This window comes from Paenibacillus sp. IHBB 3054, from assembly GCF_051594305.1.
In the GTDB taxonomy this organism is placed as follows: domain Bacteria; phylum Bacillota; class Bacilli; order Paenibacillales; family Paenibacillaceae; genus Paenibacillus_AQ.
Genome location: NZ_JBOFBG010000004.1, coordinates 173849 through 190433 on the forward strand (window position 1 = coordinate 173849; position 16585 = coordinate 190433).

A 16585-nucleotide genomic window follows, 5' to 3' on the forward strand; every position below is an offset into this window, starting at 1 on the left:
TTAATCATTGCTCTATAATTATAGCTTCGGCACCGCTTTCATTACCCGTTAATAAGGTCAATATATCCCTGAAATCATGCCATTTTTGATGGGAGGAGATTACATGCAACGATCCGCACAATTGTACAAAAGCGAGAGTTTGTTGCAGAGCAATCTGCACTTGCTGGTCAACCGCTACGCGGAAAACTTCTTCGCTCCTTATCACTCCCATGACTTTATTGAATATTGCTATGTCGCTGAAGGGCGGGGGGTTCATCACATTGATCAAGCTGTTATTCCGGTCCGCAAAGGCATGCTGTTCGTGATTCCAGTGGGCGTGTCCCACGTGTTCCGGCCGGCCACATCTCATCCAGAACAGGACCGTTTGATAGTCTACAACTGTCTTTTTGATGATCATATGGTGGACCGTTTGTCCGTCCTGCTGCAAGAAGAATCACCAATTATAGAACATCTGCAGTCACTCGGCAGCAGCGGCTCAGCTTATTTTTCCGTCTCGGATTGGGACGGCTCAATAGAGAAACTAATGCTGAATCTACACCGCGAAATGTCTGTGCCTGGCATCGGCTCCGTAACTATGCTGCAAACACTGCTGAGCCAGCTGATAGTCACCGTATACAGACAACTATATGCGGATCAAGACAGGTCCACAATCGAGGCTTCCGATTTCGCCCAGGTCATTCTATTTATGGAGCAGAAGCTTTCCGAGGGAATCACTCTTGCCTATCTGGCACAGATGTCCCGCTGGAGCAGCCGGCATCTCCAACGCATGTTTCTCAAACATACCGGCCAGTCCTTTGGCTCCTATCTGCAGCATCTGCGGATTCAAAAAAGCTGCGAACGGCTGCGCACCTCTGATCTCAAGATCAGTATGATTGCCGAGTCGGTAGGATACCGGGATATTGACACTTTTAACTCCGTATTCAAGAAAATTGTCGGTGAGCCGCCAATGGCGTACCGAGAGCGAAATCGAACGTAACCTTTCCTCTGTCACAAGTGGAAATGGCTTCGCCGTCCTCATATAAATTATGTTTTAAAAAAACCGCCCAAAGGGCGGCTGCAACATTCTTTTGTTCTAAGGCGTGTCTTCAAACCGCTTCCCCGCCAAAACCTGCTGCTGTAGGCCCTAAGGAATCATGGGTACAGTACCAATTTCTGATCACACGCGGAGAAAGGCGTTTCGCCACTATATAGATTGAACTTGTGGTTTTAGAGTACAGGATTAGTCGCAACTACGGTGAATATTTGGACTTCCGGCCGCTGTTGTCTTCAGATTTCTTGATTTTAACCGACATTTAGCGGTAGAAATCTGAAGACAAAGGCGGACACTACCGCTCCTCCAGTTCCAAAATCCCCCTCCGTTGCTCCTTTCCTTATCTCAAGTTTTTAAGTTCAATCTATATAGGTAGTTTTTTCGGTGGAGGCTTACATCTCGGGGTTTCAAAGACTTCGCTCTTTTTCCGAAGGCGTGTGTGCGTCCGGAAAGTATATTCCTGGATCTGAGCACGAACAGACCGAGTTGCACTTATTTGGGGCTTTTAGCCTGTTACAGTAGGAAAACGGACTCCAGCGCAGTTATTTCTCCTGATGGCCGTTTTTAGATAGAATGCAGAGCAGATAGGAGTAAGTACCGGAAAGCACACCAAAAAAGTATCGGAGAACGTAACCCGAAAAAACACCGGTATACGCACTTAGCAGATCATCCCCGCAAGCTGCGGACTGTATAGCCTCTAATTATACTGGTTAGCTCTTTTTACTAGGTTCGCGGACCGTATAGCCTTTATTCGCCTTCAGTTACTCATAAATAGGAGAGATTGGAGCAAATAGCTGCATCTGGGTCCGCAAAAGAGAATAAACAGGGATTTTACTCTCCATAGCGCCTCCTGAGTCCGTCCCTCGTAAACGAACCCGCTGCGGGCTTTTTGGGCCTCTACACTAAATCACTGCTTCCCAGAGCTCTTCCCAGTTTGAAGACATGCTCTAGTCACTCGGGCTTTCTGCTGAAACATTGTACCGCCGCATCACCGGATGAGTATTCAGAGGCAATGGCTCTGCAAATTTGACATCCTTAAAGATCTGATCGCTTTGCGCCTGCCACCGGGTTCTCTCTTCTGATTGTGGGATGACAGTGCTTGTAATGATCTTACCCTCCGCATCACGCTGAGTAATCTTTAATGTATGCTCAGTCCGGTTAATCTCCAGCATGGTATTGGATTCAACCTCTATTCTCGCGATCTCAAAAGGCAAAATATCAATAATTACAGTCAGCCCAATTCCATTAAAGCTGTATTGATAGCTCTGTCCTGAAGCTTCCGCGGAATATGCTGCATTAATACTGCCGTCACCTACTTTGACCTGATAGTGCAACTCTTTGATCTCTTCAGGGATTCTGGGTGCAAGCCTAAGCGTGCGGCGGATCATATCCGGCCGGATGCCAAGAAAATATTGGTACCAGACCCGCAGCTGCTCCGCATTGGACCAGGCCTGCAAATAAGCTCCAGTTAGCTTCGCCCAGTCCTCACCCTCCTGAGGGTAAGCATCCAGATTCTCACTCAGTCCTCCGACTACACCGAGATTCAGCGCTTGCCAGTTCATATTTCGGAACAGCTTGTATGCTGTTTCTGGCTGGCCTGCTTCAATCATCCGCTGCATGGCGATGCCGTTTAACCAGGTCCATACCGCGCCGTTGTGATAAGCTTCATCTTTGTGATAAAGCTCCGTTAGGTGAAAGGGATGGAACAACGGATGCTGACGGTCGAGTGAGGCAACTCCCCAAGGATAAGCCAGTTCCTCCCATGCTGTGCGGATAACTTTGCTCTTAAATTCACTGTCTTCGAGTATATCCAGAGCAAACAGCTGGTTCGGACGCAAGGAGAATTCCGCTTCGCCCTCCGCAGTCAACCGGTCTGCCAAATAAGGATGTGTCTGATCACGGAAGTCCAGCTCGAAATTGCCCTTTAACTTCTCAGCAATGGCATCCCATTTGGCTGCATTTTCTTGATCTTTCATAACCTCCGCAAAATATACTCCCGCCCGAAGCTGATTGTACCAAAGTGCTTGTATATCATTGGCCCGGGTATCCCTTGGCGAATAAGAGTTCAGATCCGCATCGCGGGCATCCATCCACGTTTCATTATCTTTATGTGTAAGATATCCTTTATCATCCACCCAGTTGCGGATCGATCCTTCTATACTGTTCTGCACCGCCGGGTACAACTGCGTGATGATTGCAGTGTCACCGGAGTATTTTACATAATCCTGCAGCTGGATAATAAAACGTGGTGTACCGTCAGTGGTATGGTAATCAATGTTCTGGGGAGCGAGAATATTCGGCACTCTGCCGAAAGTTCTGGACGACTCCTCCGTATCCTGAAATTCCGCAAAAGATAACAGGATGTGCTTGGCCGTCTCGAATTGTCCGCTTACGAGCGCTGCACCCGGAAGAGCAATAAATTGATCGCGCCCCCAGTACTCATTAAACCAGGGCAGACCGGCGTAAATCCCCTCTCCCTGCTGCCTTGTCACCAATTGATCCATCGTGAGATTCAGCCAATTCAGCGCAAGGGTGAGCGACTCTGAGCTGGAATCCACATATACATTATGGTTCAAAAAGTCTTCCATCCGCTTCACACGATTCGCTTTCCAGCGGACAGCATGTTTCTGGGCTTCCTGAATCAAGGCAGTTGCCTCAGCGGCCGATTTGCCAACCGCAATGTAAAAGCCGTCTGAGTTGCCAGAGCTGGTTACAATCCCGTTGTCCATAGAGAGCGGCTGGATGTTTTTGGAGCTTACAGCAATAATCCAGTCTCCCTCCATGGAGGCAAACAGAGCAATCTGATGATTTAGTGCTATACATTCAACATTCTCACCGTTTAAGACAATTCCGGCAGCCTGCCCGGAGCCGCCTTCCAGACTAACTTCTATTACATTCTTATAATCAAACACCCAGAGCTCTTCGGTCAGCTCCCCGTGTTTGCGAATCATTTTATAGGGGTACACCCAGACATCCGACTTTTGATTATCTAGCTTTTGCTTATCTATAAATAGAGAATATCCGCCGAAAATTCTGTTCTTGGCCACATTGAAACCTTCAAAATAGGCATGCTCCGGATGATTCGTCAGGTGCGATTGAGTGAAGTAAAAGGCCGCTTCCTTATTAGTAAAAGAAATGCCGCGATTGGCGTCTTGTGGAACAAACATCGTCATCGATTCCAGAATAGCTGGGTTTTCCTGTGCATTCATCAACATTAACCTCCAAAATAATTACGTTTTACTTTATTGAACCAGCAACCGGAAGGAGTAAGGTTCCATGCTGATTTCATCTGACAGACGAACGGATTCTCCGGCAAAAATGTCCTGCAGCACCTGATCCTTCAGTTCAACGGGAAGGTTGAGGCTTGCCGCCACCGGTGAATTATGAATCAGCACATGCAGTGTGCTGCCTTGTGATTCTTTTGAATAAATCAAGCTTCCGGTCTCGTCATCAATGGACAGCCATCGGATATCAGTTTCTTTGAACACATTGTATTGCTTTCTTAATTCAATCAACCGGCGGATGGTCTGATAGAGATCCTGGTTTTGCTTCGCAGTATCCCACGGCATACATTGCCGGTTGTGGTGCTCATCCCCGCCCAGCCCCACTTCGCCACCATAATAAATGCTTGGGGAACCGCCGTACGTAAGCTGGAAGACATAAGCCAGTTTCACCAGTTCTGCATTGTCTCCGCAGCTGTGGAGAATTCGTGCGGTATCATGGCTGTCCAGCAGGTTGAACATATTTTGCATCACAGGTTTGGGATAGCTGACTAGCAGCCCGTTAATCGCATACACAAAATCTGCTGCTGTAAAGCGTTCCTGATTCTGAAGATGGACCCCGAAGAAGCGGGTAACTGCTGCCGTAAACTCATAGTTCATAACCGCATCGAACTGGTCGCCCTGTAGCCAAGGGTTGGAGTAAAACCAGTTTTCACCGAGAATATAGATCTCTTTGTTAATGCCTTTGATTTTTTTGCGGAATTCCCGCCAGAAATCATGAGGCACTTCATTGGCAACATCCAGCCGCCAGCCGTCTATATTATATCGCTCAGTCCAATACACAGCTACACTCAGCAGGTACTCTCTTGCTTCTGCATTTTCTGTATTCCATTTTGGCATATTTTCGGTAAATCCAAAAGTCCTGTAGTTCAGATGTGCTCCCAAATCATCGCCATCCGCCGTAGCCGCCATAGAATTTAGTACCACAGGTTTGTCCGGGTCCATAATATAAAAGTAATCAAAGTAGCGCGAGTCTCTTCCATTCTTCAATACATCCTGCCAGAAGGGATGCTCCTGCCCGCAGTGGTTGAACACGGCATCCAGCATCACTTTAATGCCCCGTTTATGCGCCTCCTCCACCAGCAGTCCAAAGCTCTCATTGTCGCCAAACTGGGGGTCGATCCGGAAATAATCTTTGGTGTCGTATTTATGCGAGCTTGGTGACTCAAAGATAGGCGTAAAGTAAATCCCATCACACCCAAGACCTCGGATATAATCCAGCTTCTCTGTCACGCCCTGCAGATCCCCGCCGAATTTCTTCTCAGGGCCGTCCAGTTCATCGCTGCCCCAAGCGAGCAGATTGTCCTGTTCCCCGGCAGCTCCCCTGTTGAACCGGTCCGGAAAAATCTGATACCACACGGTATCCTTTACCCAAGCAGGTGCCCTGTATAGATCATCTTCGAGAATATAGGGATAGTTGAAATAATTCGTATGGTCGGCAGGCGGCGTCGAGTCTTCCTGCAGCGGGATGAAGCTATGTGATCCGGCAAAACACAGCTCCTGCCCGTCATCCAATACAAAGCCATAGCGGATTCTGCTCCATTTGAACCCCGGAACCTCTGCAAACCAGCAATCATGCAGACGGGTGACATATTCCTTCTTCATCTCCACAGGCTGTATGGTTTTTACTGCAAACTCATACACATGTGAACCTTTGCTTACAGGCTTCCAATTGAACGGGTCAATAGGAAGTAGCTTAACGGCTTGAATATCATCTCTTTTGGTCTTGATACGAATATGAAGGGTTTCCTGATTAACCGCATAGGAAAATGCCCCCTTCGGTTCGTGGATAAATGCTGCCAGCTCCATAATAATCACTCCTTATAAATTAACTTATACGTTTAAGTTAATTCATTATAAGATTCTAATGAGCAGGCTGTCAATTGATGTGCGGAATCCAGACGGTAAAGCGTAAAAGCAGCAATAATCGCCAGGGCAACGCCGGCAGCTCCAAACCATGTAATGGAGGACAAAGCAACTTGATTGATGGCTACGCCGCCGAGTCCCGCTCCGGCAGCCATTGCGAGCTGCATCATGGACTGATTCAGGCCTAGCATAACCCCTGATGCTTCAGGCTCAATCGTTGTTAAATAATATTGCTGTGTCGGTCCGGACGACCAGGCAGCAAATGACCATAATACCAATACGGCCAATACTCCGGCCAAAGAGTCCTTAACTACAGCTAACAAGAGCAGCATTACGATATGAAGCGCCATTCCGCTGAATAAGGTACGGTGTACTCCCCAGCGGTCTGTACTGTAGCCGCCAACCTTTGAGCCAATCATACTGGCGATCCCAAAAGCCAGCAAAGCCCCGCTGATATAACCGCTGCTTATACCCGATACTTTGAGCAGGTACGGCGACAGATACGTATAAGCGATAGAATAACCGCCAAGCCAGAAGAAAGAAATGGACAACCCGAGTGCTACTTTTGGCTTTTTCAGCAGTTCTAATTGCTTACGCAGGGGTACAGGTGAATCTCCTTTAATATTCGGTATGGTGAACGATAGAATGATCATTGCCAAGATGCCCAGCAGGGCAATTCCGCCAAACACAAACTTCCAACCCAGGATATCCGCCGTCATCCGCCCCAGAGGAACTCCGATAATAAGCGATGCCGTAAATCCCATGACGACCGTTGCGATCGAGCTGGCCTGTTTGCCTTCAGGAGCGATTTTGGCAGCAATATTTAAGGCCGTAACCACGACTACTCCGGCTCCAAGCGCCATCAGGATGCGTGCAGCCACGAATAGTCCATACCCAGGCAGCACGAAAGCAAGAATGTTGGATACAACAAATACACCGAGTGCAGAGACGATTAATTTGCGGCGGTCCATGCTTGCCGTCAAAGCCATTAGCACAGGTGTGCAAAGTGCATATACCAGTGAGAAAATCGTAATCAGTTGACCTGCAGATGCTAGCGATACACCAAACGAAAGTGATACCTTATCTAAAATCCCGGATAAAATGTATTCCGAGGTTCCGACTAAAAAACTGATGATGGCGAGTGTGTATATCTTCCAGCTCGTAGACATATGTAATGATCAGCTCCTAAGTTGTAGTTGTATATAAAGATATATCGCGAATCATAGATATGATTAATCAAAAAAAATCTATATATTACGAATTATCGAATTGTTAACTTAAAACAAAACCGAATTCTTAGATCAAGAACTCAGTTTGTGCCTTACATTTCTTGCTTCATGTATTCAGCCATATTGAGAATCGCTTCTTCATCCCTTTGGTAATACGTAAATTTGCCAATACGTTTGGTAGAAATAAGCCCTGCTCTCTGCAGTATCGAAAGATACTGGGAGGCTGTTGATTGGGTCATATTCAGCTTATCGGTAATTTGACTGACACATACCCCGGTTTCCGTCATATCAATCCCTTCATGGGGTGTAAAATGAAGATCAGGCTCCTTGAGCCACTGCAGGATCTGAATCCGCGATTCATTGGACAACGCTTTAAATACATCTATAGGTTTCATGAATTTATTATATCGATAATTTGCGATATGTCAATCCTCAGCTTGTGTAATTCGGGAGAGCGGAATCCGTATTTCAAAAATTCCATCGTGGATGAACTTGGCGGCGTTTTGCTGAACATATACAACAATCCGTCCATCCAGCAGATACCAGCCAGTACTGGAGGTTTCGATTCCCGGAAACTGAAGTGGTGCGAATGGGCCTGCTTCCCCGGAAGCAATCTTCAGGTTAATATACTGATTAATCTGTGTCTGATAATTCGGATTATTCCCTGCAATCTGCTGCAATGACAGCTCCTCTCCTGTTGCGAGATCGAAGGTCCAGCTGTACCGGATACTTTTGTCCTGCTTGGATTCGCCCATATATTGATAAGTATCCGCGTACAGACTGAGCAGGCCCTTTTCATTGTATGCGATCGTCCACTCCACTTGGAGCCCGTAGGGTAAGATATGCGCGTAGTCTATAATTTTGTCCTTGTTGGGATGTGCTGCCCAAGCTTGCGCAAGCTCTTTCTCGGCCTGTGTTTTCCAGCCTTCTGCCTTGTTCTGGAGGAAGTGATTGATCTTATCAATACCCTCTTTGTGCGCAGAACCGGAAAGAACGGGATAACGGATAGAAAATGAATAAGGCTCTGTAGTTACCGCGAGCTCACCGGAAGCGGAAATCGTCAGCTCATTTTCCGGACGTGAATGGAGGAGATAGCTGTTTTTGCCCTTCAGCACAATATCATAACCTGACATTGTAGCCAGCTGGCGGAGCGGCACATAGGTGGAACCCTCTCTGACAAACGGTGTTTTGGCTGAAGAAGTTAGGCCGTTGACACTATAAGAACTGTTGTAAAGAGTCAGCTTGATCACGCGCCGCGGTTTGCTGAGTGTTAGATCACCGGTCCCGGCCTGATCTTCCACCGTATATCCCATGGCCCGGGCAATCGGCATCAGCTGGACCAACAGGGTTCCATCCGCACTGTACGCCAGTGCTTTCAGCTGTTTACCCTCAATGTTGAATGTTGTGAGAACCGGTGCATAAGGTGAGACGGTAGCGGCGACCTGAGGTTTGATTGCAGAACCTGAAATTTCCTTAGCTGCTTGCCCGCCACTCATTCGGGAAACTGCTCCGACGTCGGCAGATACCCGGGCAGGTGTGGCAAGACACATACTCAATAACACGCATACAGCGGTAAGTCTGAAAATACGGACTTGCATTTGTGACTTTTGAACAGGCAGTGACATGGTAAACCCTCCGTTTCCATTACTTACCTATAGACGAAAAATTGCTTGTTTTGTTTCGGTAACTAACCGGAAAGAGGATTTCAATTGTTGAAATCTTCCTCTGTCAGATCCATATTTACGTTCATGCCAATTCGGCTGCCGTCGGCTGCGGCAAAAATCAATTGGGAAGGCGCGAAATACGACGCATCACCTGCGGCATATACACCGGAGACAGAAGCTTGTCCCTTGTCATCTGTCCGAATCCCTCCAAGCTCCGTTATTTCACAGCCTAATTGCTCTCCTAACGTTGAGCTTTGCACAAGTTTCGGAGCTACAAAGCCGCCGGTTCTGGCCACACTAGTTCCATCTGCAAAACGAATGTGCTCAAGCCGGCCGTTCTGGCCGTGGAAAGCCGCAACCGGTTGTTCAATCACGACGATTCCTTTAGATTCAAGCTGCTGTTTTTGCTCCTCGGTCAAGGACGCCTGGCCATGTGTACACACAAGCAAATCCTTGCTCCAATTGAGGAGCAGCTTAGCCATATGGAATACGGTCGGATACTCAGAGACAATGGCCAATGGTTGATCCCTCAGCTCCCATCCGTCACAATAAGGGCAGTTAAACAGGCTTTTACCGTATAAAGGCCGCAAGCCTTCGATCTCCGGAAAGATCTCCTTTAGACCCGTCGCCAGGATCAGCTTCCGGGCTTGAACACGGACTCCCCCCAAATCCTGTATCTCAAATCCACCTTGCGCTTGAGAGACCGAGACCACCTCGAATGGTAAATGGTCTACAGAAGGATAACGCTGCAATTCCTCATTTGCCACGCGCCTGAACTCAGCCGGTGTTACTCCATCCCTTGTAATAAAACCGTGAGACGCATGCGTAACAGCATTTCTAGGCCGGTTATTGTCGATCAGAGCCACACTTCTCCTTGCTCTGCCTAGCACTAGGGCTGCATTCAGCCCGGCAGGTCCCCCACCAATAATCGCGCAATCATAAATCATAAATCTCATCCTCCTTAATGGTTATTAAAGATTTTTTATATCTAGGAATACAACAACATTTTTACCCTTGAAGTGCTAACCTAGACTTTCAGATCGTAAGTTTTTATATTCAAGGACTTACTATATCTATAATATCCTTATATTTGTGACTGTCAAGTTGAAACTTGATAATCCTATTTAATGAAAATATAATGAATTAGATAAGCACCAAACTAAAAAAACCTATGGAGGACCTATGAACCTCAACATTCATGAACGGCTGGATCCCGTCTTTGAGACCTTGGGTTTGCTCTACGTCAGTTGCCATGTGGAGACTTACAAGAAAGGGACGATTGAAGACCTGAACAAATTTGGGCTGGACGGAGAAGCCTTTTACAGCAAGCACTTGAAAATAGTAGACAAGTACATCCATACCTTTCTTAAATATCGTGTGCTTGATAAGGAAGCAGACTTCTTTTTCGGGGATGAAAATGACTCCTTCTTCTCCGTTCTCCATCTGCTGCTCAGTGAAAATACGGCTTGGCTAAACTCGCTTGCAGAAGTGCCGGATGAGGTGCTTCATGAAGAAATATGGAAGATCCTGCTCGATATGGAAGTCATGCAAAATTACCAACTGCAGAAAACCTCACCGTCCGGAATTCTATCTTTGGTTGATATTATCACCTTCCTGAGCGACAGTCCTCTTGAAGAAGGGATGAAATGGAAAATGTTGAGGCTGCTGCAGCAGCCGCGCACACAAATCCAGGCGCTTGCCCGGATCATCAACAATAACTTGTCTGCATTTGAGCAGGTGTGCCAGGAACTGGAGAAGCCGCTGAACAAGCTGATTTCCAAGTATGTTCAATCCGTGCAGAGGCAGGACGATGTACAATTTATTAAGCTGGTGGAGATGTTCAGCGATGCACCCTCTGTCCATCCATCCTTAATTGTTCCGCTTGGACAGGTGATGTTCGCCAAGCATTGCTACTATGGCCTGTTCGTCGATCTGCTTCCGGTAGCCAGCAAGGGCCATGCCGATTCTAAAGATTTTCTGCTGCTTCGGATGAAGGCACTCGGGGACAACAGCAAACTGCAAATCCTGGCGTCGCTCAAGGTCAGTCCGAAATACAATCTGGAAATTGCAGATCAGATGGGCTTAACAGCTGCTACCATGTCTCATCATATGAATGTGCTGCTGGCCTGCGGTATGGTCGGAATAGAGAAAAAAAACGGCAAGGTGTATTATCATCTGGACTCAGACAACTTGCGGCAGTTAATTACTGACCTTGAACATTTTCTGCTATAGCATTGACAGACTTCCCGAGAGTTTTAGCGGGAAGTTTTTTTGCGTACGAATAAGATTAACATCTAATATGTTTGACATATTTATTATTCATATGATACTGTAATCTTATTAATTTAATGATAATCTAATTCTAGGAGTTGGCTATTTGATGAAACAGTCCATCCGTCAAAACAAAATGCTGCTTGCAGTCACCCTGTTGTTCAGCATCATTACCTCAGCAGCAGGCGTACTGATTGCGATCATTCTGCAAAAGGTAATCGATGCCGCCATGCAGGGTGACATGTTACTTTTCAAAAAAATCCTGATCCTGTCGGTTGCTTATTTGCTGCTGTTAAGCTTGTTCGGTTTCATATATGCCATTTGCAGCAAAGCCTTGATCCGCAATCTGACCCTGTCACTGAGGGAGCGGGTATTCCGTGGAGTATTCCGCAGAAATGCAGAAGAATTCACTTCGTCCAATACGGCTGATTATTTGTCGGCACTCACCAATGACATCAAACTGCTGGAGGATAACTATATCCAACCCCTGCTGCTTACCCTGCAGAATGTTGTGGTTTTTGCAGCCTCCCTCATTGCACTCCTCTATCTGAGCCCGCTGGTTACCTTGATCCTGGTGGTATGCATGATTCTGATGTTTACCGTCCCTTCCCTTTTCGGCAAAGCTCTGCAGGACAAACAAAGCGCCGTATCTGCCCGGATGTCCATTTTTACCACTAGTGTTAAGGATTTATTGTCGGGTTATGAAGTGATCAAATCCTATGCCATGGGCAAACACACGGAGCAGAAATTCCAGCAGGAGAACACCGCGGCCGCAAACACCCGTTTTGCTGCTGACCGGCTGTTTGCCGCCAATGAGAGCCTCTCCGAAACGCTGGCCATTCTTACTCAATTTTCAGTAGTCTTTATTGCCGCTTATCTGATTATTTCCGGAGACTTCTCAGCGGGGAGCCTGGTTGCCCTTGTCCAGCTGAGCGGCGGTTTTGTAGGACCTGTACTGGTCGTGATGCAGAATCTGCCCAAAATTCAAGGTGTCAAACCTGTTGTGCAACGGATCAATGATCTGGCAAGCGAAGAGGCACAGCCGAAGTCAGGTTTGCTCGAACCTGTGTTCAACGAGAATCTTGAGATCAGCCGCTTACACTTTGCCTATCAGCAAGGAAATCAGGTGCTTTCGGACATCAATCTTTCCCTGCAAAAAGGAAAAAAATATGCACTGGTCGGACGAAGCGGCTGCGGTAAATCTACACTTGTTAAACTGCTTAGCGGGTATTATGACAGGTATGAAGGCTCCATCACCCTTGATGGTACCGACATCAAACAGCTTGACCCAGAGCGGCTGCAGCAAATGACAGCAACCATCCATCAGAATGTCTATATGTTCGATACAGACATTAAGCAGAATATTTGCTTGCATGAGGAATTCTCCGAGGAAGTTATGGAAACTGCCCTTCATACCAGCGGAGTCCATAAGTTTGTGGAAAAGATGCCCAGTGGACTGCTGACCACCGTTGGTGAGAACGGCTCACAGCTCTCCGGCGGCCAGCGGCAGCGGATTGCCGTTGCCCGGGCGCTGATCCGCAGCAAGCCGATCCTGATTCTGGATGAAGGAACTTCCGCGATTGATATGCAGACCGCTTATGAAATCGAAAGCAGACTGCTCACGCTTAAAGAGCTGACCTTAATGACGATAACCCATAATATGAATGAGGAATTGTTGGGATTATATGATGAAATTATCTATATGGAGAACGGACGAATCGCCGAGGTTGGCAGCTTCCAGGAGCTTCGCGCGCGCGGTGGCGGATTTGCAGCCTTTTGCTCATTGCACAAGGGGGATGTTGCGGAGGCGCTTCAAGCATAATCAGGTGAGATCATAGAAACAGCCAGCTCTCCATAAACCGGAGACTGGCTGTTTTCCCTGCTAAGAAATGCTGTTAATAATAACATGCTGAACCCTGAACATCTTCACAACGGCTAATCAATTTGATCCTACAAATTAAAGCCGGGCTGTCCAAACCGCTCTTGTCCATGCCAGTTGAAATCCGGCCCGTTCCATATTGTTCTGGCTTGTAGAACCAAAACCCGCCTGAGCCGTTATGAGCCGACAACCTGCCAAGTGGGCCTCGTGCATCCTCTTGTGCAATAATGCAGTCTGGATCCCCCGGTTTCTGTATTCCGGAATTGTTGCGGCGAGTGTGCAGGAGGCGATACCGCCGTTTATATGCATCGCAGCCACTCCTGCCGGAATCCCCTCCCAATAACCTGCAAAAAGCTTCCACCCCGGCCTATTCAGCAGTCCTATGTTATTATTCACGAAATGAATCTTATCGGACAACGGCATGCCGGAAGCTAGGCAATGGATTTCTGCATAAGTGTCAAAGGAATTTACGTTATCAATTTCGACAATTGTTATCTTGGATGGAAGTTCAGACGGCGCTTGACGCGGCAGCCCATACAGTACAGCATGAAAACCACTCTGGTAAAGTCCATGATCGGCTAACCCTGTAAAAAGCTTGGAGCTGCAATGAACAGGATCCACATCGATCTGGAAAGCTCTGTCTTTGGCCGTGTAAAATCGGATGATCTCCTCCAGCTTGTCCACGTCCTGATCAGAGAACCCTTTAACGGAATTAAACAGGCTCCATGGCATGGTCCTGATATAGAAACCAGTGGTGTGGCCGAAACGGACAATCTCAACACCCTCCGGGTTACCTTCGCGTTCGCGGATGGAGTTAATTCTTGAGGTTAAATAGTCAAATTCTGACTGCTGGATTTGTTCAGCAAGGCCTTGGTTCAAGACTGGCAGCTTCATGAAAGATCACTTCCTATGTTTGAGTTTCTCTTTATTATTTCAATTACTCCCCGGTTTGCATCTACCTGTACTTCATCGCCATTCTGGAGAAGACTTGTCGCAGCTTCAACCTGAACAATCGCCGGAATGCCCATCTCCCGGGCAAAAATAGCTCCGTGCGATAAGAAACCGCCCACTTCGGTTACGATAGCTTCACAGGCCAAGATCGCATAAGTCAGATTGGGCGTCAGGATTGGAGCTACGATGACCGCATTTTCCGGAATCTGGTTGTAGCTTTCCCGGTCCAGCGGATTCATTAATTTAAAGACCTTTCCACTTCTGCATCCTTGCGCCACAGCTACCCCCTGCAGCTTTTGGTCTTCGGACACCTTCCGCGCATTTCCGGGCTTCAGAAGTAATGGAGGGTTAATTGCTGTTGCTGCGGCAAAGCTTTTTTCCCGTTGAAGGAGTTCCGTTTCTTCCACACTTTGGCGGGCACCGGAGATCAGTTCATGTATTTCAGCGGGATAGAGCAAAAATATAGACTCCCTGCTTTCTATTTTGCCGCAGTCTACTAATCGCTGAGCGATTTCGAGCAAGATTCTTCTAATGGAGGATGCACCTTTCTGGAGCAGATAATCGTCATCTTCTGTTCGGATCACGTAGGATCTATACTCTGTTAACAGCCTATGAAATTCCGTTTTCTCGTCATGCTCCATCCGTTGCCCAATCATGGCAGCAACTTCTTTCCAGCTTTCCTGACCTTTCCCCTCACGAGAAACCTTGCGGGTATGGAGTTCAGCAGCGATTCTGGACAACAACGTTTCCGGACTCTCGGCCAAGGTCTTCAGGTGCAGTGCCAAGGGATGCGGAAGCTCGTAGCCGTACTGGGAAATGAAAGCAGCAAATTGGTCTGCCCATGGATGAGGTTCACTGCTTCTAACCTTGTTGCACAGTTCTCCAAAGTCAGGATATTTCCGGGCAGAGTTTACCAATTGGTTAAGCTGCAACGTTTTTTGATACGTGATCGTGTTCACTTCTCCAGTCAGCGAGGACAATAAAAGCGGTACGTCTGCATTCTCTCCAGCATAGCGGCTGACGAGCAGTTCCAGCTCCTTCCCTATGATTCGTCGTGCCCTGAACCAGTCCCGGTTCAAATACTCACTTACATAAGCCCGGTTGATCTCTACCCGAACAGTTGTCATCTCCCATAAGTCTTCAAGTGAGGCTTGCGTAATATTTTCGTTCAGCTGTTGATCGAAGATCGGCTCGTATCTGTTTCTAAGCGCCTGCCATCTAAGCAGAATGCTTGTCCCGTCGTCCGGTTGTGAAGGCGCAGCGACACCAACGTTCTTTTTCATACTGATGTAAGGGTAATGCTGAACGAACCGTATATCCCAATAAGGCATTTGAAAATAATTGCCCGGATCCAGCTTCTTTACTAACGGAGTAACGGGTTCCGTGCACTGATCAAGCAGAAACCAGTCCTCTTCAAGGAAGGAGTCAGGGATATGTGCAAAATCGTAGTCCCGCGAATCGGTATGGACTCCGGTTGTTACAGGACGAACCTGAAGCCAGTAAAGCGATTTGTTCTTGATGCAAAACTCCATGTCCACCTGCTGCTGCATTAGCTCCTTTGCTTTCATAATCCATGGTTCCATATGCAGCAGGAGCTGTTCGAGCAATGGGCTGGAATCGCTCCATTTGCCTTCCCGGTAATGGACCATTGGATTGGTGTCCCCGCCCACGAGAGCTTCTCCTCTTCCTTCTACAAGTTCAATGATTATTTCGGATTCTCCCGTAAGCGGGTTGCAGGAGAATAGAACACCGGAATAATCCGGTTCAATAAATGTCTGAATGATCACAGGAATTGACCCCTCATGCACTTCAGCAACTGCAGCCGGCAGCTGAGAGGAATGCTGAATAATTACGGTCTTGTATTGACCAGCCATGGACTTCGTTCCGCCGTCTTCGTCGATTGCCGTGGAGCGGATGGCCCAGCCGTCAGCGGAAGGAAGCATTCTCTCCAGACGCTCAGACAGTCGATTCAACTTCTGCTGCAGCTCAGCTTCTGAACATGCGAAATAAGTTTGGGAAAGCACTACACCATCGGGCACGCTGAATTGATCGTTTATTAGCTTGGACAAATTCAAGGCTTTGTTGCCAACTTCCGCTGCTTTTAAATCCAGAGATTTCAATGATAACTCCAAGCCGCAATCCTCCTTTTATAGCTAATTTTCAAGTTCCCTAATATACCAGGCCCACAGGCAAAATGCTCCGAACCGGCAAATGGGGCAATTCAGCATCCGCCCGCAACCTCTCCCTCATCTTCTACAATCCAGTAGGCGCAATCGTTACGGTTATTGTAAAAATGAAATAAATCACGGAGACTGTCATCTGCACATTGCCTCCAAACCCTTCTACATATTCTCTTAATTATACATGAAACTTCCGCGCATCCCCCCGTCTTTTTGCCTGTGGTTGATGACCGG

The 16585-nt window shown here is 47.4% G+C and carries 11 protein-coding genes; 3 read left to right on the forward strand and 8 right to left on the reverse strand.

The features are described from left to right. Window positions 1-103: 103 nt before the first annotated feature. The gene (locus ACQ76X_RS07560) at window positions 104-976 is read left to right on the forward strand and encodes a helix-turn-helix domain-containing protein (RefSeq protein WP_438492700.1); all 873 of its coding nucleotides are present in this window, start codon (window positions 104-106) and stop codon (window positions 974-976) included. 1001 nt (window positions 977-1977) lie between these two features. Here the strand turns inward: ACQ76X_RS07560 and ACQ76X_RS07565 are convergent. From ACQ76X_RS07565 to ACQ76X_RS07590, 6 genes are all read right to left on the reverse strand, one after another. Then, entirely contained in the window at window positions 1978-4239 is a 2262-nt protein-coding gene (locus tag ACQ76X_RS07565) for an amylo-alpha-1,6-glucosidase (RefSeq protein ID WP_438492702.1), read from the reverse strand. Window positions 4240-4272: 33 nt separating this feature from the next. Continuing rightward, window positions 4273-6120 carry a glycoside hydrolase family 13 protein gene (locus ACQ76X_RS07570; RefSeq protein ID WP_438492704.1) on the reverse strand — a complete coding sequence of 616 codons (1848 nt, stop codon included), beginning with the start codon at window positions 6118-6120 and terminating at the stop codon, window positions 4273-4275. Window positions 6121-6152: 32 nt separating this feature from the next. Then, the gene (locus tag ACQ76X_RS07575; RefSeq protein WP_438492706.1) at window positions 6153-7346 is read right to left on the reverse strand and encodes an MFS transporter; all 1194 of its coding nucleotides are present in this window, start codon (window positions 7344-7346) and stop codon (window positions 6153-6155) included. A 152-nt stretch (window positions 7347-7498) separates the two neighbouring features. Further along, window positions 7499-7801 (reverse strand): ArsR/SmtB family transcription factor, encoded by a 303-nt coding sequence (locus ACQ76X_RS07580; protein ID WP_438492707.1) that lies wholly within the window; start codon window positions 7799-7801, stop codon window positions 7499-7501. 30 nt (window positions 7802-7831) lie between these two features. Next, the gene (locus ACQ76X_RS07585) at window positions 7832-9031 is read right to left on the reverse strand and encodes a PdaC/SigV domain-containing protein (protein ID WP_438492709.1); all 1200 of its coding nucleotides are present in this window, start codon (window positions 9029-9031) and stop codon (window positions 7832-7834) included. Window positions 9032-9111: 80 nt separating this feature from the next. After that, the gene (locus ACQ76X_RS07590; RefSeq protein WP_438492710.1) at window positions 9112-10017 is read right to left on the reverse strand and encodes an NAD(P)/FAD-dependent oxidoreductase; all 906 of its coding nucleotides are present in this window, start codon (window positions 10015-10017) and stop codon (window positions 9112-9114) included. A 235-nt stretch (window positions 10018-10252) separates the two neighbouring features. Here ACQ76X_RS07590 and ACQ76X_RS07595 point away from each other — a divergent pair, with 235 nt between their 5' ends. Continuing rightward, window positions 10253-11302 (forward strand): ArsR/SmtB family transcription factor, encoded by a 1050-nt coding sequence (locus tag ACQ76X_RS07595; RefSeq protein WP_438492712.1) that lies wholly within the window; start codon window positions 10253-10255, stop codon window positions 11300-11302. Between the two features lie 148 nt (window positions 11303-11450). Further along, a complete protein-coding gene (locus ACQ76X_RS07600) occupies window positions 11451-13163 on the forward strand; it encodes an ABC transporter ATP-binding protein (RefSeq protein WP_438492714.1) in 1713 nt (570 codons plus the stop codon). 135 nt (window positions 13164-13298) lie between these two features. Here ACQ76X_RS07600 and ACQ76X_RS07605 read toward each other — a convergent pair whose 3' ends face one another. Then, window positions 13299-14114: a GNAT family N-acetyltransferase gene (locus tag ACQ76X_RS07605; RefSeq protein WP_438492716.1), complete on the reverse strand. Its 816-nt coding sequence runs from the start codon at window positions 14112-14114 to the stop codon at window positions 13299-13301. Then, a complete protein-coding gene (locus ACQ76X_RS07610) occupies window positions 14111-16303 on the reverse strand; it encodes a PEP/pyruvate-binding domain-containing protein (RefSeq protein WP_438492718.1) in 2193 nt (730 codons plus the stop codon). Before ACQ76X_RS07610 ends, ACQ76X_RS07605 begins: the two co-directional genes overlap by 4 nt. Window positions 16304-16585: the final 282 nt, after the last annotated feature.

What these genes read in the sequence shown, in the direction of transcription:
- ACQ76X_RS07560 (WP_438492700.1), top strand. Translation starts at nt 104, where the DNA reads ATGCAACGATCCGCACAATTGTACAAAAGCGAGAGTTTGTTGCAGAGC.
- ACQ76X_RS07565 (WP_438492702.1), bottom strand. Translation starts at nt 4,239, where the DNA reads ATGAATGCACAGGAAAACCCAGCTATTCTGGAATCGATGACGATGTTT.
- ACQ76X_RS07570 (WP_438492704.1), bottom strand. Translation starts at nt 6,120, where the DNA reads ATGGAGCTGGCAGCATTTATCCACGAACCGAAGGGGGCATTTTCCTAT.
- ACQ76X_RS07575 (WP_438492706.1), bottom strand. Translation starts at nt 7,346, where the DNA reads ATGTCTACGAGCTGGAAGATATACACACTCGCCATCATCAGTTTTTTA.
- ACQ76X_RS07580 (WP_438492707.1), bottom strand. Translation starts at nt 7,801, where the DNA reads ATGAAACCTATAGATGTATTTAAAGCGTTGTCCAATGAATCGCGGATT.
- ACQ76X_RS07585 (WP_438492709.1), bottom strand. Translation starts at nt 9,031, where the DNA reads ATGTCACTGCCTGTTCAAAAGTCACAAATGCAAGTCCGTATTTTCAGA.
- ACQ76X_RS07590 (WP_438492710.1), bottom strand. Translation starts at nt 10,017, where the DNA reads ATGATTTATGATTGCGCGATTATTGGTGGGGGACCTGCCGGGCTGAAT.
- ACQ76X_RS07595 (WP_438492712.1), top strand. Translation starts at nt 10,253, where the DNA reads ATGAACCTCAACATTCATGAACGGCTGGATCCCGTCTTTGAGACCTTG.
- ACQ76X_RS07600 (WP_438492714.1), top strand. Translation starts at nt 11,451, where the DNA reads ATGAAACAGTCCATCCGTCAAAACAAAATGCTGCTTGCAGTCACCCTG.
- ACQ76X_RS07605 (WP_438492716.1), bottom strand. Translation starts at nt 14,114, where the DNA reads ATGAAGCTGCCAGTCTTGAACCAAGGCCTTGCTGAACAAATCCAGCAG.